This window comes from Bradyrhizobium sp. Arg816 (assembly GCF_029989365.1).
Taxonomy (GTDB): Bacteria; Pseudomonadota; Alphaproteobacteria; order Rhizobiales; family Xanthobacteraceae; genus Bradyrhizobium.
In genome coordinates, this window is the sequence record NZ_JAPRAQ010000005.1 from 150,560 (window position 1) to 176,196 (window position 25,637).

23 protein-coding genes are annotated in these 25,637 nt (G+C 65.0%); 13 read left to right on the forward strand and 10 right to left on the reverse strand.

Annotated elements, in window-relative coordinates; translation table 11 throughout:
- Nucleotides 1-11 precede the first annotated feature (11 nt).
- Nucleotides 12-221: a hypothetical protein gene (locus tag OWC48_RS14750; RefSeq protein WP_085401559.1), complete on the forward strand. Its 210-nt coding sequence runs from the start codon at nucleotides 12-14 to the stop codon at nucleotides 219-221.
- An 81-nt stretch (nucleotides 222-302) separates the two neighbouring features.
- Nucleotides 303-1,775, forward strand: a complete 1,473-nt coding sequence (locus OWC48_RS14755) for a carboxylesterase/lipase family protein (protein ID WP_282520643.1) — start codon at nucleotides 303-305, stop codon at nucleotides 1,773-1,775.
- Between the two features lie 7 nt (nucleotides 1,776-1,782).
- Here OWC48_RS14755 and OWC48_RS14760 read toward each other — a convergent pair whose 3' ends face one another.
- A complete protein-coding gene (locus tag OWC48_RS14760) occupies nucleotides 1,783-1,962 on the reverse strand; it encodes a hypothetical protein (RefSeq protein ID WP_014493109.1) in 180 nt (59 codons plus the stop codon).
- 160 nt (nucleotides 1,963-2,122) lie between these two features.
- On the opposite strand from OWC48_RS14760, the gene OWC48_RS14765 reads away from it, so the two are divergent.
- Nucleotides 2,123-2,920 (forward strand): class III extradiol ring-cleavage dioxygenase, encoded by a 798-nt coding sequence (locus OWC48_RS14765; protein ID WP_282520644.1) that lies wholly within the window; start codon nucleotides 2,123-2,125, stop codon nucleotides 2,918-2,920.
- Between the two features lie 237 nt (nucleotides 2,921-3,157).
- Here the strand turns inward: OWC48_RS14765 and OWC48_RS14770 are convergent, their stop codons facing one another.
- From OWC48_RS14770 to glgC, 3 genes are read right to left on the reverse strand one after another with little or no spacing between them, the layout of a single operon-like run.
- Nucleotides 3,158-3,418 carry a SemiSWEET transporter gene (locus tag OWC48_RS14770; protein WP_028150382.1) on the reverse strand — a complete coding sequence of 87 codons (261 nt, stop codon included), beginning with the start codon at nucleotides 3,416-3,418 and terminating at the stop codon, nucleotides 3,158-3,160.
- A 30-nt stretch (nucleotides 3,419-3,448) separates the two neighbouring features.
- A complete protein-coding gene (gene glgA / locus OWC48_RS14775) occupies nucleotides 3,449-4,909 on the reverse strand; it encodes a glycogen synthase GlgA (protein WP_282520645.1) in 1,461 nt (486 codons plus the stop codon).
- Entirely contained in the window at nucleotides 4,906-6,168 is a 1,263-nt protein-coding gene (glgC, locus tag OWC48_RS14780; RefSeq protein ID WP_282520646.1) for a glucose-1-phosphate adenylyltransferase, read from the reverse strand. Before glgC ends, glgA begins: the two co-directional genes overlap by 4 nt.
- A gap of 338 nt (nucleotides 6,169-6,506) precedes the next feature.
- Here glgC and OWC48_RS14785 point away from each other — a divergent pair, with 338 nt between their 5' ends.
- On the forward strand, nucleotides 6,507-6,977 hold the full coding sequence (locus tag OWC48_RS14785) for a hypothetical protein (protein ID WP_282520647.1): 471 nt from the start codon (nucleotides 6,507-6,509) through the stop codon (nucleotides 6,975-6,977).
- A gap of 128 nt (nucleotides 6,978-7,105) precedes the next feature.
- Here OWC48_RS14785 and OWC48_RS14790 read toward each other — a convergent pair whose 3' ends face one another.
- Nucleotides 7,106-8,086, reverse strand: a complete 981-nt coding sequence (locus OWC48_RS14790; protein WP_282520648.1) for an ABC transporter substrate-binding protein — start codon at nucleotides 8,084-8,086, stop codon at nucleotides 7,106-7,108.
- Nucleotides 8,087-8,560: 474 nt separating this feature from the next.
- Here OWC48_RS14790 and OWC48_RS14795 point away from each other — a divergent pair, with 474 nt between their 5' ends.
- The 9 genes from OWC48_RS14795 (at nucleotide 8,561) to OWC48_RS14835 (ending at nucleotide 17,599) form a co-directional block, all read left to right on the forward strand.
- Nucleotides 8,561-9,664 (forward strand): ABC transporter substrate-binding protein, encoded by a 1,104-nt coding sequence (locus OWC48_RS14795; RefSeq protein ID WP_282520649.1) that lies wholly within the window; start codon nucleotides 8,561-8,563, stop codon nucleotides 9,662-9,664.
- Nucleotides 9,642-10,664 carry an ABC transporter permease gene (locus OWC48_RS14800; protein ID WP_282520650.1) on the forward strand — a complete coding sequence of 341 codons (1,023 nt, stop codon included), beginning with the start codon at nucleotides 9,642-9,644 and terminating at the stop codon, nucleotides 10,662-10,664. The genes OWC48_RS14795 and OWC48_RS14800 overlap by 23 nt, the downstream gene beginning before the upstream one ends.
- Entirely contained in the window at nucleotides 10,658-11,458 is an 801-nt protein-coding gene (locus OWC48_RS14805; protein WP_282520651.1) for an ABC transporter ATP-binding protein, read from the forward strand. The genes OWC48_RS14800 and OWC48_RS14805 overlap by 7 nt, the downstream gene beginning before the upstream one ends.
- Nucleotides 11,452-12,624, forward strand: coding sequence for an acyl-CoA dehydrogenase family protein (locus OWC48_RS14810; RefSeq protein ID WP_282520652.1), 1,173 nt, complete (start codon nucleotides 11,452-11,454; stop codon nucleotides 12,622-12,624). The genes OWC48_RS14805 and OWC48_RS14810 overlap by 7 nt, the downstream gene beginning before the upstream one ends.
- 29 nt (nucleotides 12,625-12,653) lie before the next feature.
- Nucleotides 12,654-13,754 (forward strand): LLM class flavin-dependent oxidoreductase, encoded by a 1,101-nt coding sequence (locus OWC48_RS14815; protein ID WP_282520653.1) that lies wholly within the window; start codon nucleotides 12,654-12,656, stop codon nucleotides 13,752-13,754.
- Nucleotides 13,751-14,689: an ABC transporter substrate-binding protein gene (locus OWC48_RS14820; protein WP_282520654.1), complete on the forward strand. Its 939-nt coding sequence runs from the start codon at nucleotides 13,751-13,753 to the stop codon at nucleotides 14,687-14,689. The genes OWC48_RS14815 and OWC48_RS14820 overlap by 4 nt, the downstream gene beginning before the upstream one ends.
- 427 nt (nucleotides 14,690-15,116) lie before the next feature.
- Nucleotides 15,117-15,959, forward strand: a complete 843-nt coding sequence (locus tag OWC48_RS14825) for a CmcJ/NvfI family oxidoreductase (RefSeq protein WP_282520655.1) — start codon at nucleotides 15,117-15,119, stop codon at nucleotides 15,957-15,959.
- Between the two features lie 105 nt (nucleotides 15,960-16,064).
- A complete protein-coding gene (locus OWC48_RS14830) occupies nucleotides 16,065-16,379 on the forward strand; it encodes a septal ring lytic transglycosylase RlpA family protein (protein WP_282520656.1) in 315 nt (104 codons plus the stop codon).
- 50 nt (nucleotides 16,380-16,429) lie between these two features.
- Nucleotides 16,430-17,599, forward strand: a complete 1,170-nt coding sequence (locus OWC48_RS14835) for a Gfo/Idh/MocA family protein (RefSeq protein ID WP_282520657.1) — start codon at nucleotides 16,430-16,432, stop codon at nucleotides 17,597-17,599.
- Between the two features lie 187 nt (nucleotides 17,600-17,786).
- Here OWC48_RS14835 and OWC48_RS14840 read toward each other — a convergent pair whose 3' ends face one another.
- From OWC48_RS14840 to OWC48_RS14860, 5 genes are all read right to left on the reverse strand, one after another.
- On the reverse strand, nucleotides 17,787-19,097 hold the full coding sequence (locus OWC48_RS14840; RefSeq protein ID WP_282520658.1) for an ABC transporter substrate-binding protein: 1,311 nt from the start codon (nucleotides 19,095-19,097) through the stop codon (nucleotides 17,787-17,789).
- Between the two features lie 149 nt (nucleotides 19,098-19,246).
- The gene (gene uvrA / locus OWC48_RS14845; protein ID WP_282520659.1) at nucleotides 19,247-21,757 is read right to left on the reverse strand and encodes an excinuclease ABC subunit UvrA; all 2,511 of its coding nucleotides are present in this window, start codon (nucleotides 21,755-21,757) and stop codon (nucleotides 19,247-19,249) included.
- A 191-nt stretch (nucleotides 21,758-21,948) separates the two neighbouring features.
- Nucleotides 21,949-23,190 carry an ABC transporter substrate-binding protein gene (locus OWC48_RS14850; RefSeq protein ID WP_282520660.1) on the reverse strand — a complete coding sequence of 414 codons (1,242 nt, stop codon included), beginning with the start codon at nucleotides 23,188-23,190 and terminating at the stop codon, nucleotides 21,949-21,951.
- Between the two features lie 41 nt (nucleotides 23,191-23,231).
- On the reverse strand, nucleotides 23,232-24,710 hold the full coding sequence (locus tag OWC48_RS14855; protein ID WP_282520661.1) for an ATP-binding cassette domain-containing protein: 1,479 nt from the start codon (nucleotides 24,708-24,710) through the stop codon (nucleotides 23,232-23,234).
- Complete coding sequence (locus OWC48_RS14860; RefSeq protein WP_282520662.1) at nucleotides 24,710-25,636, reverse strand: branched-chain amino acid ABC transporter permease; 927 nt, start codon at nucleotides 25,634-25,636, stop codon at nucleotides 24,710-24,712. Before OWC48_RS14860 ends, OWC48_RS14855 begins: the two co-directional genes overlap by 1 nt.
- Nucleotide 25,637: the final 1 nt, after the last annotated feature.

Genomic DNA, 25,637 nt, shown 5'->3' on the forward strand with positions numbered 1-25,637 from the left:
CCCAGGACGTCATGACAGAGTTGAGCGAGCGGACGAAAGCCAACATGGACGTCGTCCTGGAGCAGACGTGCCGCCAATTGCCGCACGGCGGCGATCACGACAGCCGCAGGTTCATCGCCGAGCGCCTGATCGAGGCGGCGCAATCAGGCCATTCCACGCTTGGTGAGCTCGGCATCGTCGCGCGCCGCGCGCTGGCGGAGATCGTCGCCAAGGGCGGCTAGCCGGCGCCGCCGAGCTTGCCTCGTCGCGGGCCGCAGACGTAACCTGTCGGGGAACCTATTGGCGCGTCGAGATCCCCCAGGATGCGACTCCAGTTTGCGCTCGTTGTGGCGTCTTCACTCCTTTGCTGGGACGGTGCGGCCGTCGCTCAGGCGGTCGGGCAGTTTCCGTTCGCGCTGACGCGTGAAGGACAGATGCTCGGCGCCGTCGAGGGCGAGGTGGCGTCGTTCAAGGGGCTGGCTTATGCGGCGGCTCCGGTCGGCGCGCTGCGCTGGCGCCCACCGCAGACAACGGCCGAGAACCCCGAGATGCGCACCGCCTATGAGTACGGCGCGCCGTGTCTTCAGCCCTCGCTGCCTGATACGAGCGAGGACTGCCTCACGCTCAACGTATTCCGTCCCTTCGGCGTCGACGGCCCGCTGCCGGTGATGGTCTTCATCCATGACGGCGGCTTCGTCAGCGGCACCGCGAACGATCCGCTGTTCGACGGTGCAAAGCTCGCGCAAGCCGGCCTCATCGTGGTCACCGTGAATTATCGTCTCGGCGCGCTCGGCTGGCTCACTCATCCCGCGCTGTCGGAAGGTGACTCCGGCAATTACGGCCTGATGGACCAGATCGCGGCGCTGCATTGGGTGCACGACAACATCGCGGCCTTCGGCGGCGATCCGAACAACGTCACCTTGTTCGGCGGCGGTGCAGGCGCGACGTCGATCGCGCTGCTGATGCTATGTGCGCAATCGCGCGATCTCTTCCAGAAAGCGATTCTGCAATCGCCGCCCGGCCGCGCGCGCCTGCGCCCGGTGCAGGAGGCGGAGGCCATGGGCCGGCAATTCGTGGCGGCGCTTGGGCAGCAGGCGGATTTGCGCGTCGCCGCGCCGGCGCGGCTGCTTGCTGCCGAACAAAAACTGCTCGCCAAATCCGAACGCAGCTTCGCGCCCGCGATGGATGGAATCCTGGTGCGCGAGGACGTGGCCACTGGATTTGCGGCGGGACATGAAAGCCGCATCCCACTCATCATCGGCTCGAATGACGACGAGACGCGTTTCGATGGCGAGCGGGAGATCAAGGAGACGCTGGCGGCCTCGGGCGAGAGCAGCGATGAGCTGCGCCAGCTCTACCCTGACATCGCCAGGCCATCGGAGCGCGCAGCCAAATTCTACACCGACAAGGTCTTCTCCGAGCCGGCCAGGCTGCTTGCCCGCCTCCATGCGGCAACCGGTGCGCCTACGTTTCGCTATCGCTTCGCTTACGTGACCGAGGCCCGGCGCACAAATCCCGACGAAGGGCACGGGCGCGAGTTGCAGTTCATCTTCGGCGCGGAAGGCGTGCCCGGTGCGGGACCGCTCACATGGGGAGATCGCGAGGTCGCGAACCGCATGCGCGCTTACTGGATCAACTTTGCAAGGAGTGGCGATCCCAACGGCCCGGATCTGCCGCATTGGGACGCGGCCGCAGACCGCGATCGCCTGCTGCTGATCACGAACGATCGCATCGCGAGCGGCGACGACCCCTCGACGGAGCGTCTCGACCGGCTTGCAAGTGAGAGCAGAAAATGAGTTGGGCTTAGGCCGCGAGCTCGACGCGCGGCGCCGGGCTCAGCCGGTGTTCTTCCAGATGGTCCATCGCGCCGTCCTTCTCGACGGCGTAGAACTGCTGGCCGTCCTTGGACCTGTAGGCGGCGCGCACGACGCCGCGGCGGCCCTTGTCACTGTTGACGACGTCCCCCAGCGCAAACTTCTTCATCTCACGTCTCGCTTGTCTTCAGGCCGACTCCTTCGGCCACGGCCGGATTGTGGGCGGCAAATCGTTAACGACTTGCTAACCATACCGGTTTGCCTATGCTCGCCGCCGTTCGCGCGGGCAGCTCGCACGCGCATGTTGTCAACGAGACGAGCCGGCATCCATGACGCGATTTCCAACCCTCTTCCTGTCGCATGGCGGCGGCCCCTGGCCCTTCATGGAGGACCGGCGGGTGCAATATGCCAAGACGGCCGCGGAGTTCGGCCGGCTGCCGCAGCTTCTCCCCGAGAAGCCCAAGGCCGTGCTCGTCATCACCGGTCATTGGGAAGCCGAAGCCTTCACCGTGTCGACCTCGGCGCATCCGCCGATGGTGTACGACTATTACGGTTTCCCCGAGCATACCTATCACCTCAAATATCCGGCGCCGGGCAAGCCCGAGCTCGCCGCGGACGTGAGGGCGCTGCTCGAGCACGCGGGCCTCGATTGCCGGGAGGATCCCAACCAGGGTTTCGATCACGGCACCTTCGTGCCGCTCGGCCTGATGTATCCGAACGCGGACATGCCGATCGTGCTGCTGTCGCTGAAGTCGAGCTACGATGCGGCCGAGCACATCAAGGTCGGGCAGGCGATCGCATCGCTCCGCGACGAGGGCATTCTGATCGTCGGCAGCGGGCTGACCTATCACAACATGCGCGGCTTCAACCGGCCGGAGTCGAAGCCGGTCTCATATGATTTCGAGGCCTATCTGAACGAGGCGATCAGCAACCCGGATGCGGCGCGCCGCAACGCGATGCTGGTCGACTGGGAGAACGCGCCGAGCGCGCGTCTCGCGCATCCCCGCGAGGACCATCTGCTGCCGCTGATGGTGGCGGCAGGTGCCGCCGGCCGCGACGTCGGCAAACGCGTCTTCGTCGACGAGGTCGCGAGCGTCGCGATGGCGTCGTATGTGTTTGGCGGCTGATTTTTTTGCCTCATGCGCCCGGCCAATCGCAAAATCTCGAAAAACAACCCCATGCACAGTAGAACGGCCCAGCAAATAGAATGGCTTAGCCGAGTGCCTTTGCGGGGCAGGATCATCGAGCGGTGTGTCTGCGACGTTTGACACGTCGGGCAAAACAGGAGCAGAATTCGATCATGGCGGTGGTGACCGCGCTGCGGGTGGTGGGTTACGCCTTCTCCGCCCTACACAGCTTCAGACTCACCCATACCTCAGCTTCATGAACAGGATGCCGCCGGCGAGCACCATGGTGATGGCGTTGGCGGCGACCAGCGGGGCGTCGCCAGAGAGCAGGCCGTAGATGAGCCAGAGCGCCAGGCCCAGCACCATGACCAGGAACATACCGAGCGAGATGTCGCGCGCCGAGCGGGTCTTCCAGACCTTGATGAACTGCGGCGCGTAGGCGACGGTGGTGCAGGTGGCGGCAGCAAAGCCGATCAGCTTGATCGCGAAGGGGTCCATGCCGGCTCTATAGCATGGATTCGGTGGTGATTATGAGGTGCGGCGCGCCGCCATGAGATCGCGATAGAGCTCGGCATAGTCGCCGGCGCGGTTGCGCCAGGAGACGTCGGTCGCAAGGCCGCTCAATTGCAGCCGGCGCCAGGTCGCCTTGTTGCGGAAGGCGGTGCTGGCCTTGCGCAGCGTTCCGGCGAGGGCCTCTGCCGTGACGGGCGCGAACTTGAAGCCGGTCGCGTCGCGGTCCGATGTGTTGGCCTCGCCGATATCGACGATGGTGTCTTCGAGGCCGCCGACGCGCGACACGATCGGGACTGCGCCATAGCGTAGCGCGTAGAGCTGGGTCAGGCCGCACGGCTCGAACCGCGACGGCACGATGAGCGCGTCCGATCCGGCCTGGATCAGGTGCGCCAGAATCTCGTCATAGCCGATCACGACGCCGATCCGCCCGGGGTTCGCGCGGGCGACCGCCTGATAGCGCTCCTGGAGATCGCGATCGCCGCTGCCGAGCAGCGCGAGCTGCATGCCGTCGCCCAAAATGGTCGGAATGGCCTCGAGCAGGAGATCGAGCCCCTTCTGCCAGGACAGGCGGCTGATGACGCCGAGCAACGGCGCCTCGTCCGAGGAATCGAGATTGAACTGTTGCTGAAGCACCGCCTTGTTCGCGGCGCGGAACGTAAGATCCTCCGCGCCGAAGCGGTAGGCGATGTGCGGATCGGTTTGCGGATTCCACACGTCGATGTCGATGCCGTTGAGGATGCCGCTCAGCACATCAGCGCGTTCGCGCAGCAGGCCGCCGAGCCCCATGCCGCCTTCGTCGCTCTGGATCTCCTGCGCATAGGTCGGGGACACCGTGGTGATGCGATCGGCGAGTTGAAGCCCGGCCTTGAGGAAGCTGATGCCGCCGAAATATTCGAGGCCGCGAACGTCGAAGGAGTCCCAGGGCAGGCCGATCGAACCGATCAGCTCAGGAGCGAACTTGCCCTGATAGGCCATGTTGTGGATGGTCATCACGGTGCCGGGCCGCGGACGGTTGTCATAGTGCAGATAAGCGGGCGCAAGCCCCGCCTGCCAGTCATGGGCGTGCACGACATCGGGCACGAACGCAGGGACGAGGCCGTGGCCGATGTCGGCGGCGATGCGTGACAGCGCGGCGAAGCGCAGGCCATTGTCGGGCCAGTCGACGCCCTCGGGTGTGACGTAGGGATTGCCCGGCCGCGCATAGAGATGCGGCACGTCGAGCACGAACAGATCGAGCCCGTCATGCGAGCCGGCGAGCAGGCGTCCGGGGCCGCCGAAATAATCCGGCCAGCGCCGGATTTCGCCGGTTCCCGCCAGCATCCGCATCACGTCGGGATAGCCCGGCATCAGCGTGCGCATCTCGACGCCGTGCGCCTTCAGCGCAAGCGGCAGTGCGCCGGCGACATCCGCGAGGCCGCCGGTCTTGACGATCGGGTAGACTTCAGAGGCGACCGCGAGGACGCGAACAGGCGTCATGTATTGAGCCTGTCGAGCATTGTCTGGGTGATGAGCGAAATGCCCTGCTCGGTGGTGCGGAAGCGCTTGGCGTCGAGTTCGGGGTCCTCGCCGACGACGAGCCCTTCGGGGATTTCGACGCCGCGGTCGATCACGACGTTCTTCAAGCGAGCGCCGCGGCCGACGTTCACGTAGGGCATGATCACGGCGTTCTCGACAGTGGCGTAGGAGTTGACGCGCACGCCGGTGAACAGCAGCGAGCGGCGCAGCGAGGCGCCGGAGATGATGCAGCCGCCCGAGACCAGCGAGCTCACGGCCTGGCCGCGCCGGCTCTCCTCGTCATGGACGAACTTGGCGGGTGGCGTGATCTCCGCATAGGACCAGATCGGCCAGGCGCGGTCGAACAGGTCGAGCTCCGGCACGACGTCGGTGAGGTCGATGTTCGCGGCCCAATAGGCGTCGACCGTGCCGGCATCGCGCCAGTAGGCGCGGGGATCGCTGCCCGAGCGTACGCAGGAGGTCGAGAATTGATGCGCGATGGCGCGGCCGTTCTTGACGATATAGGGGATGATGTCCTTGCCGAAATCGTGACTGGAGTTCGTATCCTCGGCGTCGCGCTTGAGCTGGTCGAACAGGAATTTCGTATCGAACACGTAGATGCCCATGCTGGCGAGCGAGACGTCCGGCTTGCCCGGCATCGGCGGCGGATCCTTGGGCTTCTCGAGGAACTGCTGGATCCAGCCGTTCTCGTCGACATGCATGATGCCGAAGCCGGAGGATTCCGCGCGCGGCATTTCGAGGCAGCCGACCGTGACGTCGGCGCCGCTGTCGACGTGCTGGCGCAGCATCACCTCGTAGTCCATCTTGTAGATGTGGTCGCCGGCGAGTACGACGATGAAGCGGGCGTTGTGCGACTCGATGATGTCGATGTTCTGATAGATCGCATCCGCCGTGCCGACATACCACATGTTCTCCGAGACGCGCTGACTGGCCGGGAGGATGTCAAAACTCTCGTTGCGTTCGGGGCGGAAGAAGTTCCAGCCCATCTGAAGGTGCCGGATCAGGCTGTGCGCCTTGTACTGGGTCGCGACCGCGATCCGGCGGATGCCGGAATTCACCGCGTTCGACAGCGCGAAATCGATGATGCGGGACTTGCCGCCGAAATAGACCGCGGGCTTGGCGCGCCGGTCGGTCAGTTCCAGGAGCCGGCTGCCGCGTCCGCCGGCCAGGACGAACGCCAGCGCCTGACGGGCAAGCGGCTCGGGTCTCGCGGCACTCATGTCATCCTCCCACAACCTTGGCGCTTCGCGAGACGCCTCCCGGCCGCGCACATTGGAACCGATAGTAACGGCACGAATAGTAAATCGGGAAGGTGCTTGTTGGTTGCGAACGCCCGGGAAGCTTAATGCTTTGCTGTGGCCTCCGGCTCTGTCGCACCAGTGTCATTTCCGTGCGGGCACTGGCGTTGGCCGGACCACAATCGAGGCATGCGCGGGTATTCTTGTGCGGTGCACGCAATGCAGGCTGTGACTTTCGGAGGCTTTGACTTGGCGCAAGGATGCCCGATCATGGCCTTGCGATCCTTTTCCAAACGAAACGTCAGACAGGGAGCAAGACGATGAGTATCTGGAAAACCGCAATTGCCTGTTCGCTGGCGGGCGCGGTGATGGCCGGCCAAATCGAGCAAGCGGCAGCGGCTCCGCTGCCGACCAACGTCGCGACCATGAAGGCCGCCGTCGGTGACGATGTCACCCCGGTGTATTGGCGCGGCCGAGGCTGGGGTGGAGGAGGATGGGGATGGGGCGCAGGAGGCCTCCTCGCCGGAGCCATCATCGGCGGCGCCATCGCGAGCAGCGCGCCCTATGGTTACTATGGCGGCGGCCCGTATTACGGCGGTTATGGTTATGGAGCGGGCTACGGCTATGGCTACGCACCGTCCTATGGCTATGCGCCGGCCTATTACGGCGGCTACGGGCCGAGCTATGGGTATGGCGGCTACTACGCGCGTCCCCGCTACTACGGCTATCGTCCATATTACGGCCCTCGCTACGGCTACGACCGGCCGTACCGGGCCTATGGATATTGGTAAGGACCCTGCGCGGCTAGAGCGAGAGCCACACGATCAGGCTCATGCAGGCGAGATGCGCCAGCACGATCGCGGCGAGATGCAGCGGGCCGGCCTTGAGGCTGGACTTGCGCATCCCGCCGCGCCCCGCGCTAGTTTGACCCCGCGGCCGCGGCTGTAAAGCTGCGGTCCACGGCTTTGCTCACGTCGAGCGTCTTCGGCAGGATGCCGTAGCGCGTCGAGCGGTCGGAGGCTTCCTGCACCTCCTTCACCACGTTCTGGTCGATCACGATCGGGCTGGTGCGCTGCGCGGTGTAGGCCGACAGCAGCACGTCCTCCGGCAGTTTGGTCAGTTCGGCCGTGCTCTTGGCGTATTCGCCAAGATGATCCAGCGACCATAGCCGCGCCTTGTTCAGCCGCTGCACGAGGTCCTGCACCGCCGCGCGCTTGGTGGCGATGGCGTTGTCGGAGGCCACGATGAAGGTGATGGTCGGCGTCAGGCCTTCGCCGTCGGCGATCACGCGGGCCTTGTCCTTCAGCGTCGCGAACGAGACGTAGGGCTCCCACACCGCCCATGCATCGATCGAGCCGGCGACGAGTGCGATTTTGGCGTCGACCGGGCCGAGCGGCGCGAAGGTCGCGTCCTCCAGCTTGATCTGCGCCTTCTCCAGCGTCGCGTCGATCAGGAACTGGCCCCAGCCGCCGCGCGTGCCGGCGAGGCGTTTGCCCTTGAGATCGGCGGCCGACTTGATCGGCGAATCCTGGCGCACGAGGATCGCTTGCGTCTTCGCATCCGACCTGGTGCCGCCGATCGCCTTGATCGGCGCGCCGGCCGCATAGACCGAGAGGAAGGAGAGATCGCCGGTGTAGCCGACGTCGAGCGCGCCGGCGTTCAGTGCTTCCAGGATCGGAGCGGCGGCAGGGAATTCCGACCATTCGATTCTGTAGGGCAGGTCCTTCGCATAGCCGGAGATTTCGAGCAGCGAGCGGTTGCCGCCCTTCTGGTCGCCGACGCGCAGCACGACGGTGTCGGCCGCGAACGAGGCGGCCGCGGTCGACAAGGTGATGGCTGCGGCGAACAGCGATGCTGCGAGCCGGCGTGTGATGGAATGGTCGTCGAAGTTGATGCTCATGTGGCCTGTCTTGTTGCTTTGCCCACGACGCGTGAGCGAGCGATGCAGCGAGACGACCAAGTCTATGACGGCGCGATGCGCAGTCAATGAAAAGGCTATCCGTATTGCGGATGCGTCGGGCAATGACGTTTCAGCGTAGCGCCGCTTTCGAGAACGCACCGCGTGCGCGGCAGGCGATGCGCAAGAATGATGCAGGCTGCGGAGTCGCGACGCATCGTTGCAAGATGATGCAGCAACGAAAATCGTTGCATCGCTGTCCCGTGCGCTGATGGAGAGAATGACCTCGCTTCGCGCCACATTCGAAATTCCATTTCATTGACGATGCGGCGGGCGCGCCGCATGATTTGCGCATCGCATCAAAGCGGCGCGGGAAGCGCCGGCGAAAATTATTCTCTCAACGCAGCTCCGTACGGAACATGCGCAACGCGAGACGTTGCGAATGGCGGAGCTGTGCCAGCGCAGGAGTGGGGACTGATGGGCAACGACAACAAGCGCAGCGGATCGGGCCTCGACCGGCGTCATTTGCTGCAGGCGGGGCTTGCGGCGGCATTTGCCGCGCCGCTTGGTGCCTTTGGTGCAGCACAGGCCTTTGCGCCCCAGGCGATCGCGCCCGGTGTCGACTTGTCGGAGTTTCCGCTGTGCCGGACGGCCGCGGATGGCCCCGTCCTCACCGGCGCGCCGCGCAAGCTGAAATTGTCGTGGAACGCGGGCGCGGTCTGTCTCGCCCCGGTGCCCGTCGCCATCGAGCACGGCTTCTTCCAGAAGCACAATCTCGACATCGAGCTCATCAACTATTCCGGCTCGACCGATCAGCTGCTCGAGGCGATCGCGACGGGAAAGAGCGATGCCGGGCTCGGCATGGCGCTGCGTTGGCTCAAGCCGCTGGAGCAGGGCTTTGACGTCAAGATCGCCGCCGGCACCCATGGCGGCTGCATGCGCGTCCTGACCCGCGCCGACTCCAGCGTGAGCAAGCTCGCCGACCTCAAGGGCAAGATCGTCGCGGTCGGCGACCTCGGTGGCCCCGACAAGAACTTCTTCTCCGTCCAGCTCGCCAAGCTCGGTATCGATCCCAACAAGGATGTCGACTGGCGCGCCTATCCCGGCAATCTTCTCAACGTCGCCGTGGAGAAGGGCGAGGTGCAGGCCTTCCTGTCGTCCGATCCGCTGGGCTATCTCTGGCTCAAGGACAGCCAGTACAAGGAAGTCGCTTCCAACCTCGACGGCGAATATCGCGACAAGAGCTGCTGCATCCTCGGCCTGCGCGGCAGCCTGGTGCGCGAGGAGCCGCAAGTCGCGCGCGCCCTCACACAGGCGCTGCTCGATGCCGCGATGTTCACCGCGCGGAACCCGACCGTGACGGCGAAGTCGTTCCAGCCTTATGCGCCGAAGACAGCGTCGCTCGCCGACATCGAGGGCATGGTGCGCTACCACACCCACCATCATCATCCCGTCGGTGAAGCGCTCAAGCGCGAGCTGAAGTCCTATGCCGACGATTTGAAGAGCGTCCAGGTCTTCAAGCAGAGCACCGATACGGCCAAATTCGCGGAGCGCATCTATGTCGACGTATTCGCTGTCTGACGGCCTCGCCTCCGGCGCGCCGCGCCTCTCGCGCACGCCGGTCCTTGCGAGCTGGGTCCGGGAATCCGGCGTCGGCATTCTCGCCAGCGTCGCGTGGATCGCGTTCGGCCTGTCCTGCCTGTGGTGGGAGGATGTCGGCGACTGGTCGCGGACGCACTCGCTCGGCATCGCCGCCTTCATCGTTGCCGCAATCGCCTTGTTCGGCACCGTCGGCGCCGACTATCTGGGGACCGCGGGTAAGGCCTTGCGCCAGCGCGCGCCCTGGCTCGTGGCGCTCGGGGCATTCCTGACATTATGGGAGGTTGCCACCGCAAAGTTTGCGTGGCTGCCGCTGCCGTTCTTCCCGCCGCCGCAGTCGATCATCGAGGTCTATACCGACGATTTGCCAAAGCTGCTCGACAGCGTGTTCGCCTCGGTCAAGCTGCAGCTTGGCGGCTATCTGATCGGCGCCACGGTCGGCTTCCTGACCGGCGTCTCGATCGGCTGGTCGCGCGCGGTCGGCTATTGGGTGCATCCGGTGCTGCGCTTCATCGGCCCGCTGCCGGCAACCGCCTGGCTGCCGATTGCCTTCTTCACGTTTCCGTCGAGCTGGAGCGCCTCGACCTTCCTGATCGCGCTCGCGACCGGCTTCCCGGTCACCGTCTTGACCTGGTCCGGCGTCGCGAGCGTCAGCAACGCCTATTACGACGTCGCGCGCACGCTCGGTGCAAAGCCGTCCTTCCTGGTGCTGAAGGTCGCGATCCCCGCGGCACTCCCGCACGTCTTCGTCGGCCTGTTCATGGGCCTCGGCTCGTCCTTCGCCGTGCTGGTCGTGGCCGAAATGATCGGCGTGAAGGCTGGGCTCGGCTGGTACCTGCAATGGGCGCAGGGCTGGGCCGCCTACGCCAACATGTATGCGGCGCTGATCGTGATGTCGCTGCTCTGCTCCGGCGCCATCACGCTGCTGCTCGCGATCCGCGATCGCCTGCTGGTCTGGCAGAAGGGGACCGTGAAATGGTAGCGGCAACCGCACTGGCCGAAATCGCGCCCCCGCCGGCCGCCGGCGCCGCGCTCGACATCGAGCAGGTCAGCCACGCCTTCAACATCGATGGCACTGAGCTGCCTGTTCTCAGCGACGTCAGCATCTCCGTGGAGCCGGGCGAATTCGTTGCGTTGCTCGGCCCCTCCGGCTGCGGCAAGTCCACGTTTTTGAGGCTCGTCGCCGGCCTCGACAAGCCCAAGGCTGGAACGTTGCGCGAGGACGAGGCGCGCATCACCCGGCCGCATCCGTCGCGCGTCGTCGTGTTCCAGGATCCGACCCTTTTTCCCTGGCGGTCGGTCTGGGACAATGTCGCCCTGGGCCTCGAGGCCCAGGGCATTTTAAAAAGCCAGCGTCACCGCGTCGATGCTGCGCTCGATCTCGTCGGCCTTGCGTCCTTCCGCAATGCTTATCCGCATCAGCTCTCCGGCGGCATGGCGCAGCGCGTCGCGCTTGCGCGGGCGCTCGTGAATGATCCAAAAATCCTGATCCTCGACGAGCCGCTCGGCAAGCTCGACTCGCTGACCCGCATCACCATGCAGGCCGAGCTCGTCTCGCTCTGGCAGCGCAAGGGCTTTACCACGCTGCTGGTGACGCACGACGCCGAGGAGGCGCTGGTGCTCGCCAACCGCGTCATCGTGTTCAGCGACCGTCCGGCGCGGGTGAAGGCCGACATCCGTGTCGACCGACCCTATCCGCGCCATCGCGGCGATCCATATCTGGCCGATCTTCGCCGCCAGATCCTTGGTCTCCTGGGGTTAGACGCCACATGGTGACGTCCGTAGCCAAGGGCCGGGCGGCCCATAGCGAACCCGATTACATCGCGCGCGCCGAAGCGCTGGCCGAAGGTTTTGCTGCGCGCGCCGCCGAGCATGATCGCGCCGGCAGCTTTCCCTTCGCGAATTTTCGCGAGCTGTCCGAGGCGGGTCTGCTGTCGCTGACGGTGCCGGCCGTTCATGGCGGGGCCGGTACGGGCGCACGATACGCCGCGCGGGTCATCGGCATCATCGGCAAGGCCGATTCCTCGACCGCGTTGGTGCTGTCGATGCACTACATCAACCATCTGGTGATGGGGCGCAGCCCGACCTGGCCGGCGAAGCTCTCGCGCAAGCTTGCGCGTGAGAGCGTCGAGGGCCTCGCGCTCGTCAACGCGCTCCGCGTCGAGCCCGAGCTCGGCTCGCCCGCGCGCGGCGGCCTGCCGGCGACGATCGCGCGCCGCACCGAGACCGGCTGGCGCCTCACCGGCCACAAGATCTATTCGACGGGATCGCCGATTCTGAAATGGTATCTGGTCTGGGCCCGGACCGACGAAGCCGAGCCGCGCGTCGGCCAGTTCCTGGTACCGGCGGGACTGCCGGGCACCCGCATCGTCGAGACCTGGGATCATCACGGCTTGCGCGCCAGCGGCAGCCACGACGTCATCTTCGACGACGTCGTGATCCCGCTGGATGCCGAGGTCGATGTCCGCAATCCCCAGGAGTGGCGTGCGCCCGACATCGCGCAGGCGACCGTCCACACGGTGTTTGTCGCGGCGATCTATGACGGCATTGCCCGTGCCGCGCGCGACTGGTTGGTCTCGTTCCTGAAGCAGCGCGTTCCCGCCAGCCTCGGCGCGCCGCTTGCGACCTTGCCGCGGGCGCAGGAGATCCTCGGTGCCATCGAGGCCAGGCTCGCGGTCAATGCGCGGCTGATCGAGACGTTCGCCCGCGACTTCGACGACGGCGTCGATCTCTCCACCGGCGAATCCAACGTGATCAAGCTGACGGTGACCAACAACGCCGTCGCCGTGGTCGAGGATGCCTTGTCGCTGACCGGCAATCACGGCCTGTCCCGCACGAATCCGCTGGAGCGGCACTATCGCGATGTCCTGTGCGGCCGCGTGCACACGCCGCAGGACGACGCCACCCGCACCGGCCTCGGCCGCGCCGCATTGGGCCTTTAGATTTCCGCCAAACAATCAGGGAGACGATCATGTCGGTCGAGTTCATCGGCTTTATCGCTAACAGCAATGCTTCCGAGACCATCGTGCGCCAGGGTCCGGTGCTCGATCCACCCTATATCGAGACCGTCGCGAAGGCGCACGAGCTTGCCGGTTTCGACCGTGCGCTGCTGGCGTTCCATTCGACCACGCCGGACGCGCTCCAGGTCGCGCAGCACGTGCTGACCATCACCAAGAAGCTCAAGGTGATGATTGCGCAGCGGCCGGGCTTTACCGCGCCGACGCTCTTGGCGCGCCAACTCGCGACGCTTGACCAATTCTATGGCGGCCGCGTCTCACTGCACGTCATCACCGGTGGCAATGCGACCGAGCTCAGGCAGGACGGCAACACGCTCGACGACAAGGACGAGCGTTACGCCCGCACCAGCGAATTCCTCGATGTGGTACGGCTGGAATGGACCAGCGAGAAGCCGTTCAACTACAGCGGCAAGTACTACAAGGTCGAGAACGGCTTTTCGCAGGTCAAGCCGCTGCAGAAGGGTGGCATCTACACCTTCGTCGGCGGCGGCTCCGACGCAGCGATCGAGGTCGCCGGCAAGCATGCCGACACCTTTGCGCTGTGGGGGGAATCCTATGTGCAGGTGCGCGACGTCACCTCCCGCGTCCACAACGCGGCGGTTCGTCAGGGACGGCCGACGCCGCGTTTCAGCCTCTCGGTGCGGCCGATCATCGCGCCGACCGAGAAGCAGGCCTGGGAGAAGGCGGAAGAGATTTTGGCGCGCGCCACCGCGCTCCAGGACAAGACCGGCTATCGCAAGCCTGCCGATGGCCATGCCACGGCCGGCGCGCGGCGCCTGCTCGCGCTCGCCGACCAGGGCAGCCGCATCGACAAGCGGCTCTGGACCGAGATCGCAAAGCTCACCGGCGCCAACAGCAACACCACCGCGCTGGTCGGCACGCCCGAGCAAGTCGCCGAAGTGTTCGGCGACTATTACGATCTCGGTATCAGCCACTTCCTGATCCGCGGCTTCGATCCGCTGATCGACGCCATCGAATATGGCCGTGAGCTGATCCCGTTGACGCGCGAGCTGGTCGCCAAGCGACAGGCCGTTCGCGGTGAGGCCGCGGAATGATCCGCCTCATGCTGGCCGGCGCGCTGCTGTTCGGCTCGTTCGAGCTCGCGGCAGCGCAAACCACCTTGCGTGTCGGCGATCAGAAGGGCAATTCGCAGGCCGTGATGGAAGCGGCAGGCGTGCTCAAGGACGTCCCGTACAAGATCGAGTGGAAGGAGTTTCCGGCAGCGGCACCGCTGCTGGAAGCGCTCAGCGCCGGCGCGATCGAGACCGGGCTCGTGGGCGATGCGCCCTTCACCTTTGCCGCCGCCTCGGGTGCGCCGGTGAAGGCGATCGCCGCGATCCGGCAGACGCGCGAAGGGCTCGCGATCCTCGTGCCGGAGAATTCGCCGATCAAGACGTTCGCCGATCTGCGCGGCAAGAAGATCGCAACCGGCCGCGGCTCGATTGGTCATCAGTTGATCCTGGCTGCGCTGGAGAAGAACGGTTGGAGTGCGTCCGACGTGCAGATCGCGTTCCTGGCGCCGTCCGATGCCAAGATCGCCTACACGCAAGGCTCGGTCGATGCCTGGTCGACCTGGGAGCCGTATGTGAGCCAGGAGGAGGTGCTGTTCAAATCGCGCCGCGTCATCACCTCGGAGGGCCTGACCCCGGGGCTGAGCTTTCAGGTCGCACGGCCCGACGCGATCCGCAACAAGCGTGCGGAGCTGACCGACTTCATCCGGCGCCTTACGGCGGCGCGGGCGTGGTCGCTGAGCAACGTCGACAGCTATGCCGCGACCTGGGGCAGGCTGATGAACATCCCGACCGCCGTGCCGCAGAACTGGCTGTCGCGCGCAAAGATCCGCATTGCGCCGATCGACGACGGCGTTGTCGCGGACGAGCAGAGCACGATCGACCTCTATTTCCGCTGGGGCCTGATCAAGCAGAAGCTCGATGCGGCCGAGATCGTGGATCGGTCTTTTGCGGACGCGATCGCCAAGGCGGGGCTATAGCGAACACTCTCATGTCCCGGACGCGGCGCTTTCCCTCTCCCCTTGTGGGAGAGGGTGGCTCGCCGCGTAGCGGAGAGACGGGTGAGGGGTCTCTCTCCGCGTACTCCATCTCTCCCTGTTGAGTTCGCGGATAGAGGCCCCTCATCCGGCGCCATAGCCGAAGCTATGCTTCGGCGTTCTTAAGAACGGCGGCCGAAGGCCGCCTATGCCACCTTCTCCCACAAGGGGAGAAGGAAGAAACGCTCTCACGGGCGCCTCAAGGGCTCGTGAGGAAAGGAGGAGGTTTCCAGCTCGATCGGCTTCCTCGAAACGTTCTTTCTGCATTCGTGGCTCCCGACAACACCCTCATTGCTATTTGCATCACCTCCCTTGCAGTCCTGCGCATCTCCTCAAAAATCATTCAGACGACCACATCGGGAGACCGGCCATGGGCCTGCAAGAAACAAAAATCGAATCGCTTCCCTTCGTCACTGCTGAACTCAACTACCTCGCGCCGGTTTCCGGCAAGCCGCGCACATATGCTTTCGATCCGCCGCCGGGCGAGCCCAAGAGCACGTCGTTGCCGGAGCCGCATCAGGTCCCGATCTTCGATGCGCGGCTGATCGCGAACAACATCTCGCTCGATCGCGAGGGTTTTACGCTGGTGCGTCGCCCGACGCAGGTGAAGGACTTTTACAACGACGAGGAAATCCGCACCGTCTATTATCCCGCCGTCGAGGCCTTTTTGCGCGCGACGTTGAAGGCCGACCGGGTCGTCATCTTCGATCATACCGTGCGCAGGCGTGTCGAGGGGGCGGCGGATATTCGCGACGGCGGCCCGCGCCAGCCTGCGACGCGCGTCCATGTAGACCAGACCGCGATCTCCGGCGCCAACCGCGTGCGCGAGCATCTGCCCGACGAAGCCGACGCGCTGTTGAAGGGGCGTGTGCAGGTGATCAATCTCTGGCGGCCGATCCGTGGTCCCTTGCGCGATTCACCGCTGGCGATGGCCGACGGCACGACGGTGGCGCCCGACGATCTCGTCGCCTCCGATCTGATCTATCCCAATCGCCGCGGCGAGACCTATTCGGTGAAGTACAATCCGAACCACCGCTGGTTCTATTTTCCGGAGATGACGCCGGACGAGGCGCTGCTGCTCAAATGCTATGATTCCGCAACCGACGGCCGGACGCGGTTCGGGCCGCATACGGCCTTCGTCGATCCGACCACGCCGGCCGATGCGGCTCCGCGTGAAAGCATCGAGGTCCGCACGCTGGTGTTCCATAAATAGTAACAATGTGTGATGGCACTGCCGGGCGCGCCCGGCAGTGTTCCAGGAACTTACCGGAACAAATCGACGTTTGCAGCGCCAGGCAGGTTAACCGGGAGCGGTGCCGTGCGAACGCAGACGACGTTATTCTTCAGTCTGGCCATTTTTTCGCTTTCTGCATTTTCCGCCGCACAAGCCGAAAACGGGCTTGCCTCATACTACGGTTACGGAAAAGCCGGTAAGGGCGGCGAGCTGACCTGCGCCCATCGCACGCGTCCGTTCGGCACCGTGCTGAGGGTGTCCTACGGCAGCCGGTCGATCCAGTGCCGCGTCAATGACCGCGGCCCCTTCATCCGCGGCCGGATCGTCGATCTCTCGGTGCCGGCGGCCAAAGCGCTCGGCATGATGAGCGCCGGCGTGGTGCGGGTCTCGGTGGAATAGGCTGGCCGTCACGCTATAGTGCCGCCCAACGCAAGGGTAAGGGGGGCGTAATGGCCAGGATTCGGGTGGGACTTGTCGGCTGCGGCTTCGTGTCGGAGCTGCATATGTATGCGTTCCGCCGCGTCTACGGCATAGATGTCGAGGTCGCGGCGGTCGCGGCGCGCGGCGATCATGTCGTCGAATTCGCCGGCCGCCACGGGATTCCACGGGTCTATCGCAGCTTTGCCGAACTGATCGCGGACCGCGAGCTCGATGTCATCGACATCTGCACCCCGCCCAATCTCCATGCCGACATGATCGTCGCCAGCATGCAGGCCGGCAAGCACGTGATCTGCGAAAAGCCGTTCGCCGGCTATTTCGGCCGTGCAGGCGACGCGCAGCCGATCGGCAAGCATGTGCCGAAGGCGCTGATGTATGAGCGGGTACTGGAGGAGATGGACGCGACCCGCGCCGCGATCGAGCGCACCGGAAAACTCTTCATGTATGCGGAGGATTGGGTCTACGCGCCCGCGGTGACCAAGACCGCGGAGATCATCAGGGCGACCAAAGACAAGATCCTGTTCATGAAGGGCGAGGAGAGTCATTCCGGCTCGCATGCGGCGCATGCCGCACAATGGGCGATGACCGGCGGCGGCTCGCTGATCCGCATGGGCTGCCATCCGCTCTCGGCCGTGCTTTATCTCAAGCAGGTGGAGGCCAAAGCGCGCGGCGAAACCATCCGCGTCGCCAGTGTCACCGGCGACGTCGGCAACGTCACGGCCGTCCTGAAGCCCGAGGAGCGCACCTACATCAAGGCCAATCCGGTCGATGTCGAAGATTGGGGCACGCTGACGGCGACCTTCTCCGACGGCACCAAGGCGACCGTGTTTTCCGGCGACATGATCATGGGCGGCGTGCGCAATCTGATCGAAACCTACACCTCCGGCGGTTCGCTGTTCGCCAACATCACCCCGAACACTCATCTGATGAGCTACCAGACCAGCGAGGAGAAGCTCGCCAGCGTCTACATCACCGAGAAGGTCGACCGCAAAACCGGCTGGCAATATGTCTGCCTCGAGGAGGAGTGGACACGCGGCTATCTCCAGGAGATCCAGGACTTCATGGAATGCGCGGCGAGCGGACGGCAGCCGCTGTCGGACCTCGCGCTGGCGTATGAGACGATCAAGGTGAACTACGCGGGCTACTGGGCCGCGGAGGAGGGACGGCGGGTGGTGTTGTAGGGTACGGCTCCGTTACCCTCCCCTGGAGGGGGAGGGTCGATCGCGCGAAGCGCGAGCGGGGTGGGGTGATCTCTCAAATCGGGCAGTGTCCGTGAGGAGAGATCACCCCACCCCGCAACGCATTCCGCTCCGCTGCATGCGTTGCGACCCTCCCCCTCCAGGGGAGGGTGGCACCGTCCGCATCACCTCACGCCCCGTAGGTCGAACCCTTCGGCAGCGGAAACACCGGGTCCTGCGTGCGGATATTCGTCGGCCACACCACCGAGATGTGCTCGCCGGCGTTCTGCATCACCACCGGGGTCGAGCGCTCGTTCTGGCCCGACATCGGCGTGCCCGGCGGGAAGAATTTTACGCCGTAGCCCTGGATGGTGCCGCCGGCGGGAATGTCGACGTCGAGCGCGGCCTTGCGGATGGCCTCGGGATCGAAGCTGCCGTATTTCTCCTTGGCGACCGGCAGCACGTTGTTGAGCAGCAACCAGGTCTGGTTGAAGCCCATCGAGCAGTGCGGCGGCACTTCGGTCGCGCCGGTCTTGGCCTTGTAGCGCGTGACCATGGCGTTGGTCAGATCGCCGATACCCGGCGCGAGCTTCGCCGGATCGAGCAATTGCGCCGGTACCGGATCGATGTTGCAGAAATTGTCGATGTCGGCGCCGAAGGTCGCACGCAGCTTGTCGAGCTGGCTGTAGCCGGCGCCGGCGCCGAACAGCATCTTGAAGCGCAATCCGCTCTCGCGCGCCTGGCGCAGGAACAGGGTGATGTCGGGGTTGTAACCGGCATGCGAGATCACGTCGGCCTTGGCGCGCTTGATTTTCGTGACGAGCACCGAGAGGTCGGGCGCCGAAGCGGAGTAGCCTTCGCGCAGGACCACCTGGATGCCGGCCTGCTTGGCGTAGGCCTCGTCGGCCGCCGCGACGCCGACGCCATAGGGGCCGTCCTCGTGGATCAGCGCGACCTTGACGTCCTTCGGATCCATGCCGAGCTTGCCTTGCGCGTGCTCGGCGAGGAAGCTCGCGAAGGCCTGGCCATACTGGTCGGAATGGATCTGCGCGCGAAACACGTATTGCAGGTTCTTGTCCTTGAACACGGCGGTCGAGACCGCTGTCGTGATCCAGAGGATCTTCTTCTGCTGCTCGACCTTGGCGGCGAGCGGCACCGCATGCGAGCTCGCATAGACGCCGTTGAGGATGTCGATCTTCTCCTGGCTGATCAGGCGTTCGGCCTCGTTGATCGCAACGTCGGGTTTGCTCTGGGAATCCGCGGCGACCGGAACAATCTTGGTCTTGCCGCCGACACCGCCTTTCTCGTTGACGAGATCGATCGCGATCTGCGCGCCGATTGACGAGGCGACCGAGCCGCCCGCCGCGAACGGGCCGGTGAGGTCGTAGATCAGGCCGATGCGCAAATTCTCGGCTTGCGCCTGGGCCCGGGTCCAATCGAGGCTGAGTGCAGCGGCGGCAGCCGCAGTGCTCTTCAGCAGCTGCCTGCGTGAAGTCGGCATCCTATCCTCCCTCAAAACCCGTCTGTTGATTGGTCTTGTTATTCTTTTGCGAATTATGGGGAGCGGGACGATGGAAAGTCAACATGGCGAAAGTCGGGGTCTGTTCTCCCGACGCCGAACGCAAATGCGAAATGGGCGGCGAGACCGCGCTACTGCTTCAAGCGGCGTGCAAGATAGCCTGCGGTCTTGCCGCCGGCCTTGGCGACCTGATGCGGTGTCCCCGCTGCGACGATATTGCCGCCCTCGTCACCGGCGCCGGGGCCGAGATCGATGATCCAGTCGCTGCAAGAGACGACATCCATGTCATGTTCGACCACGACCACGCTGTTGCCGGCATCCACGATCCGCTCAAGCTGCGCGATCAGCCGCTCGACATCGCGCGGGTGAAGGCCGGTGGTCGGCTCGTCCAGGACATAGAGCGTGTGCCCACGTTGCGGGCGCATCAGCTCGGTCGCCAGCTTGATGCGCTGGGCTTCACCACCGGACAGTTCGGTGGCAGACTGACCGAGCCGGATATAGCCGAGGCCGACCTCGCGGACGACCGATAGCGACCGGTTCAGTGTGGAATCGTCGCGGAAGAAGTCGAAGGCCTCGTCGACGCGCATCGCCAGAACATCCGCGATCGATTTGCCGCGAATCTTCACCTCGAGCGTCTTGTCGTTGTAGCGCGCGCCGTTACAGGTCGGGCAGGGCGCATAGACGCTCGGCAGGAACAGAAGCTCGACGCAGACGAAACCTTCGCCCTCGCAGGTCGCGCAGCGGCCCTTCGCGACATTGAACGAGAAGCGTCCGGCATCGTAGCGGCGAGACTTTGCCTGCGGCGTCGCCGCGAACAGCTTTCGCACATGGTCGAACAGGCCGGTATAGGTCGCAAGGTTGGATCGCGGCGTGCGGCCGATCGGCTTCTGATCCACCACGACGAGGCGATCGACCTGGTCGAGGCCGGCGACGATCTTGCCGCCCGATGTCTCGACCGTGGGCGCCAGGCTGTCGTCGTCCCCTTCGGCGGCAAGCGTGTGGCCGAGATGGCCGGCCACGGCATCGACGAGGAATTGGCTGATCAGGCTCGACTTGCCGGAGCCCGACACGCCCGTGATGCTTGCGAAGACGCCCAGCGGGACGTCGACGTCGAGGCCGCGGAGATTGTTGCGGACCACCCCCCTGATCTTCAGATGCCCCTTCGGCTCGCGACGAACCGTCGGCAGCTTCTTTCGTGGATGGGCGAGATAATGAGCGGTCCGCGATTGCTCGATTTGGCCAAGCCCAGCGGGCGGTCCGCTATAGAGGATGTTCCCGCCACCCTCGCCGGCGTCGGGCCCGACGTCCACCAGCCAGTCGGCATGCCTGATCACCTCGATCTCGTGTTCGACGACGAAGATCGAATTGCCCGCGTGCTTGAGCCGGTCCAGCGCCCGCAGCAACGCTTCGGTGTCGGCGGGATGCAGGCCGGCGGAGGGCTCGTCGAGCACGTAGACGACGCCGAACAGGTTCGAGCGAACCTGCGTCGCGAGCCGCAGCCGTTGCAATTCACCCGGTGACAGCGTCGGCGTGCTACGCTCGCAGGCGAGATAGCCCAGGCCGAGGTCGAGCAGGACGGCGAGGCGCGCCGACAGATCCTCGCAGATGCGTTTGGCGACGATGGTCTTCTCAGACCTGTCCGCTGAGGCTTTTGCGAACGGCTTGATCAGTTCCTGCAGCTGCTTGAGCGGCAGGTGCGACATCTCGGCGATAGTGAGACCGGCGAACTTCACCTTGAGCGCCTCGGGCTTCAGCCGCGTGCCATGGCAGGTCGGGCAGTCCCGGGTGATCATGAATTGCGCGACGCGGCGCTTCATCATCGCGCTCTCGGACTTGGTGTAGGTCTGCATAACATAGCGCTTCGCGCCCGTGAACGTGCCCTGATAGCTCGGCTCCTCCTTGCGGCGCAGGGCCCGTTTGACCTCAGTGGCGTCGTAACCGGCATAGACCGGAACGGTCGGCTGCTCCTCGGTGAACAGGATCCAGTCGCGGTCCTTTTTGGGGAGCTCGCGCCATGGCTTGTCCACGTCATAGCCCAGCGTCGTCAGGATGTCCCGGAGGTTCTGGCCCTGCCAGGCGCTCGGCCATGCCGCGATCGCGCGCTCGCGGATCGTTTTGGTGTCATCAGGCACCATGGACTTCTCGTTGACGTCGAGCATCCTGCCGATACCATGACAGGTCGGGCAGGCGCCCTCCGGCGTGTTGGGGGAGAACGCCTCCGCGTAGAGCATCGGCTGTCCCCGCGGGTAATCGCCGGCGCGGGAATAGAGCATTCTGAGCAAATTCGAGATGGTCGTCACGCTGCCGACGGACGACCGCGTCGTCGGCGCGCCGCGCTGCTGCTGGAGCGCAACGGCGGGCGGCAGCCCTTCGATGTCGTCGACGTCAGGAATCTGCATCTGATGAAACAGCCGCCGCGCGTAGGGCGACACCGATTCCAGATAACGCCGTTGCGCCTCGGCGTAGATCGTTCCAAAGGCGAGTGAGGATTTCCCGGAGCCCGACACGCCTGTGAACACGACGAGGGCGTTGCGGGGAATTCTGACGTCGACGTTCCTGAGGTTGTGCTCGCGCGCGCCCCGAACCCGGACGAAGCCATCGTCCTGCATCAGGCTATCGGGTTGTCTCGGTCGGTCGTCCATCTCGCTCCTCCGGCCCTGCGGACAAGGACCCGCATGGCACATGCTAACCGCAAGATCGCAGGATGGGTCCTCCAATGCCAGTGCGCCAGTTCCGTTCTGCACAAAGCGAAGGCCCGTCGCGGTGATCGCGACGGGCCTTGCACGAGGTGAAGCACTTGGGTGCCGGCTGGTCCAGCGCTAGGCGCCGGATGTTACTGCGACAGCTTCACGAAGGCGGGAAACTTCAGCATGCCTTCCGCGATCTTCTCGGGCCAGACCACGACCTGCTTGCTGTCCTGCCACTGGAAGACGAGGCCGGACACGGTCGTGGGACCGGACTTGATGCCGTGGGTGAACTCGTCGTCCTTGCCGTAGAACTGGATGCGGCCGATCGTGCCCTCGTAGTCGGTCTTCTCCAGTTCTGCGACCATCTTGTCGGGATCGGTCGAGCCTGCGCGCTTGATCGCTTCGGTGATGAAGTAGACCTCGTCATAGGCGGTATAGCCGGTATAGGCCGGCGGCGTGCCGAACTTGGCCTTGAAGGCGGCCGCGAACGGTTTTGTCTTGGCGGTCACGGCAACATCGGGTGTTGCCACGGCCAGCGACGGCACGCCGTCGGCGGCGCCATTGGTGTCCTTCCAGAAGGTCGGGCTCAGCGCCTGCGCGCTGATGCCGAACATCGGAATCGGCACCTGCTGGTTCTTCCACTGCACCGTCGGCTGCACGCCGACATGCGAGATGCCGGTGACGATCACGTCAGGCTTCTTGCCCTCGATGTTGTTGAAGATCGGCGTGAAGTCGGTGGTATCGGGCGAGAAGCGTACATGCTCCACGACCTTCAGGCCCGCCTTGGGCAGGCAGGCCTCGTAGCCGACGTCGAGCGGCTTGGTCCAGGCCGCGTCCTCGCTCATGATCGCGACCGTCTTGAACTTGAGCTTGTCGACCAGCAGATCCTTGGCGGCGTCGCAGACGAGCTGGGCCTGGGCGGCCGAGGTCAGATAGCCGTGGAAAGTGTACTTGTTCTTCTCGTAGTCGTTGTGGATCGCCTTGGTGATCTCGTTCGAGGCGGCGCCCGGCGTGATCAGCGGAATTTTCAGCCGTGCCGCCCAGGGTTCGAGCGCCAGCACGACCTCGCTGATATAGCTCGCGATCACGGCCGACACCTTGTCCTCGCTCACCGCGCGCTGGAACGCGCGCACCGAGTCGGCCGACGAGCTCTTGTTGTCATAGGTGACGATCTCGACCTTGCGGCCGAGAATGCCGCCCTTGGCATTGATCTCGTCGGCCGCGATCTGCGCGCCGCCGGGCGTCGCGGCACCCGCGATCGACTGCACTTCGGCGATGACGCCGATCTTGATCGGGTCGTTCGACTGCGCGTAGGCGGGCGCGGCGAGGCACAGGGCCAGCGCGGAGGCGAGAAGGAAGTGGCTGCTTAGATTCGTCGATGGTCGCATGGTCGTTTCCCTTTGCTTGTTTTGTTATTGATACGCGCGAATTAGAGAAAATCGGCGCCGGCTTCGCTCGCGAAGCGGCCGGGATCGCCCTCCCAAACGATCCGCGCATGCTCCAGCACATAGACGCGGTCGGCATGCGGCAGCGCGAAGGTGACGTTCTGCTCGCCGAGCAGCACCGTGATCGCGGTGGTCTGCCGCAGCTTCGTCAGCGCCTTGGACAATTGCTCGAGGATGACGGGAGCGAGGCCCAGCGTCGGCTCGTCCAGGATCAGAATCTGCGGCTGCATCATCAACGCGCGGCCGATCGCGAGCATCTGCTGCTCGCCGCCGGAGAGCGTTTGTGCCATCTGGCCCTGGCGCTCCTTCAGGATCGGGAACAGCTCGAACAGCCAGGCAAGCTGCGCCGCGCGCTTGTCGTCGGAGAGATGCTGGCCGCCGAGGTCGAGATTTTCGCGCACGCTCATCTCGCCGAACAGCTCGCGCGATTCCGGGCATTGCACGATGCCACTGCGCGCGATTTTCGCCGGGCTCGTGCCACGCAGTCTGTCGCCGCCGCGCACGATCTCGCCGCTATAGGGCAGGAAGCCGGAGATGGTGTTGAACAGCGTGGTCTTGCCGGCGCCGTTGAGGCCGACGATTGAGACGAACTCGCCCTCGTGGACGTGGATCGAGACGTTCTCCAGCGCCTGCGCCTTGCCGTAGAACACGCTGACATTCTCGACCTGGAGCAGCGGCACCTTGTCCTTGAAGCTGGTCTCGGGCCGCGCATGGGTCTCGATGGCGCCGCCGAGATAGACCCGGCGCACCGTCTCGTTCTTCATGACATCGTCGGCCTTGCCGGTGACGATTTCCTCGCCGAGATACATCGCGAGCACGCGGTCGACCAGCGCGGCGACGCTCTTGACGTTGTGGTCGACCAGCATCACGGCGCGGCCCTCATCGCGAAAGCTGCGGATCAGGTCGGAGAAGACGTCGACCTCCGCCCGCGTCAGACCCGCGAAGGGCTCGTCCACCAGCACCACTTTCGGGTCACGCGCGATCGCTTTGGCAAGCTCGAGTCGACGCAAATCGGCAAACGGCAGCGTCGGCGGACGGCGGTTCATGACGTTGCCGAGCCCAACGCGGTCGGCGATCCATTTGGCGCGCTCGACCAGCGCCTTGTCCGGGAACAGCATGAACAGGCTGTCCGGCAGCAGCGCGACCATGATGTTCTCCAGCACCGTCTGCCGGTTCAGCGGCCGCGAGTGCTGGAACACCATGCCAAAGCCTTTGCGCGCGATCTTGTGCGCGGGCAGGCCGGCAACGTTCTCGCCCTCGAAGATGACTTCGCCCGATGTCGGGCGTTCGATGCCCATCACGCTCTTCATCGCGGTCGATTTGCCGGAGCCGTTCGGCCCGATCAGGCCGAAGATCTCGCCGGCGTTCACCTCGAAGCCGAGGTTCTTCACCGCCGTCAATCCACCAAAGCGTTTCGTCAGGCCGCGGACGTCGAGCACGGGCCGGTTTGCGATCATATCCATCACGAGCGCGCCTCACGCGAGAGGGCTGCTCCGAGGAAGCCGCCGGGGAAGAACAGCACGACGAGGAGCGCGACCGCCGAGACGATGAAGGTCGCGAGCTCGCCGGTGGGGCGCAGGAATTCGCCGGCGACGATCAGGAAGATCGCGCCGAGCGCGGCGCCAAGCACGGTGCGCCGGCCGCCGAGCACGGCCGAGACGATCACGTTCACACCGACCGCGACGTCGACGACGGTGCCGACCGAGGCGGTGCCGAAATAGAACACCAGCAGCGCGCCGGATAAACCAGAGAAGAATGCGCTGACGATGAAGGCGGCGAGCTTGTGCTTGACGATGTTGAAGCCGAGCGCGCCGGCCTGCACCGGATCCTGGCCGCTGGCCTGGAGCACGAGGCCTATCGGCGATTGCGACAGGCCGTAGAGGATCGCCGCCGAGATCGTCATGAAGCCGAGCGCGATCCAGTAATTGGCGCCGGCGCTGATGGTGATGACGTCGGGGATGGTCAGGCCGATCTCGCCGCCGGTGAGATCGGCGAACACCACGATGAAATTCTGCAACATCAACACCGCGACCAGCGTGGTCAGGCCGAAATACGGCCCGCGCACGCGCAAAGCCGGCAGCGCCAGAACGAGGCCCGCGATGACGGAGGCCAGCGCCCCCAGCACGATGCAGAGATAGACCGACCAGCCGAACTGGGAATTCAAAATGCCGGCGGTGTAGGCACCGACGCCGATCAGGAAGGTGGGCCCGAAATTGACCTCGCCCGCGAAGCCGAACAGCAGGTCCCAGGCCATCGCGAACACGCCGAAATAGAACGCGACGGTGAGCAGGCCGAGCACATAGCCGGAGACGTAGAGCGGCAGCGTCGCTGCGATGATGACGAGCGCGACCGAGATGAAGAACAGGCGGGAGGTGAAGAAGGTGGACATC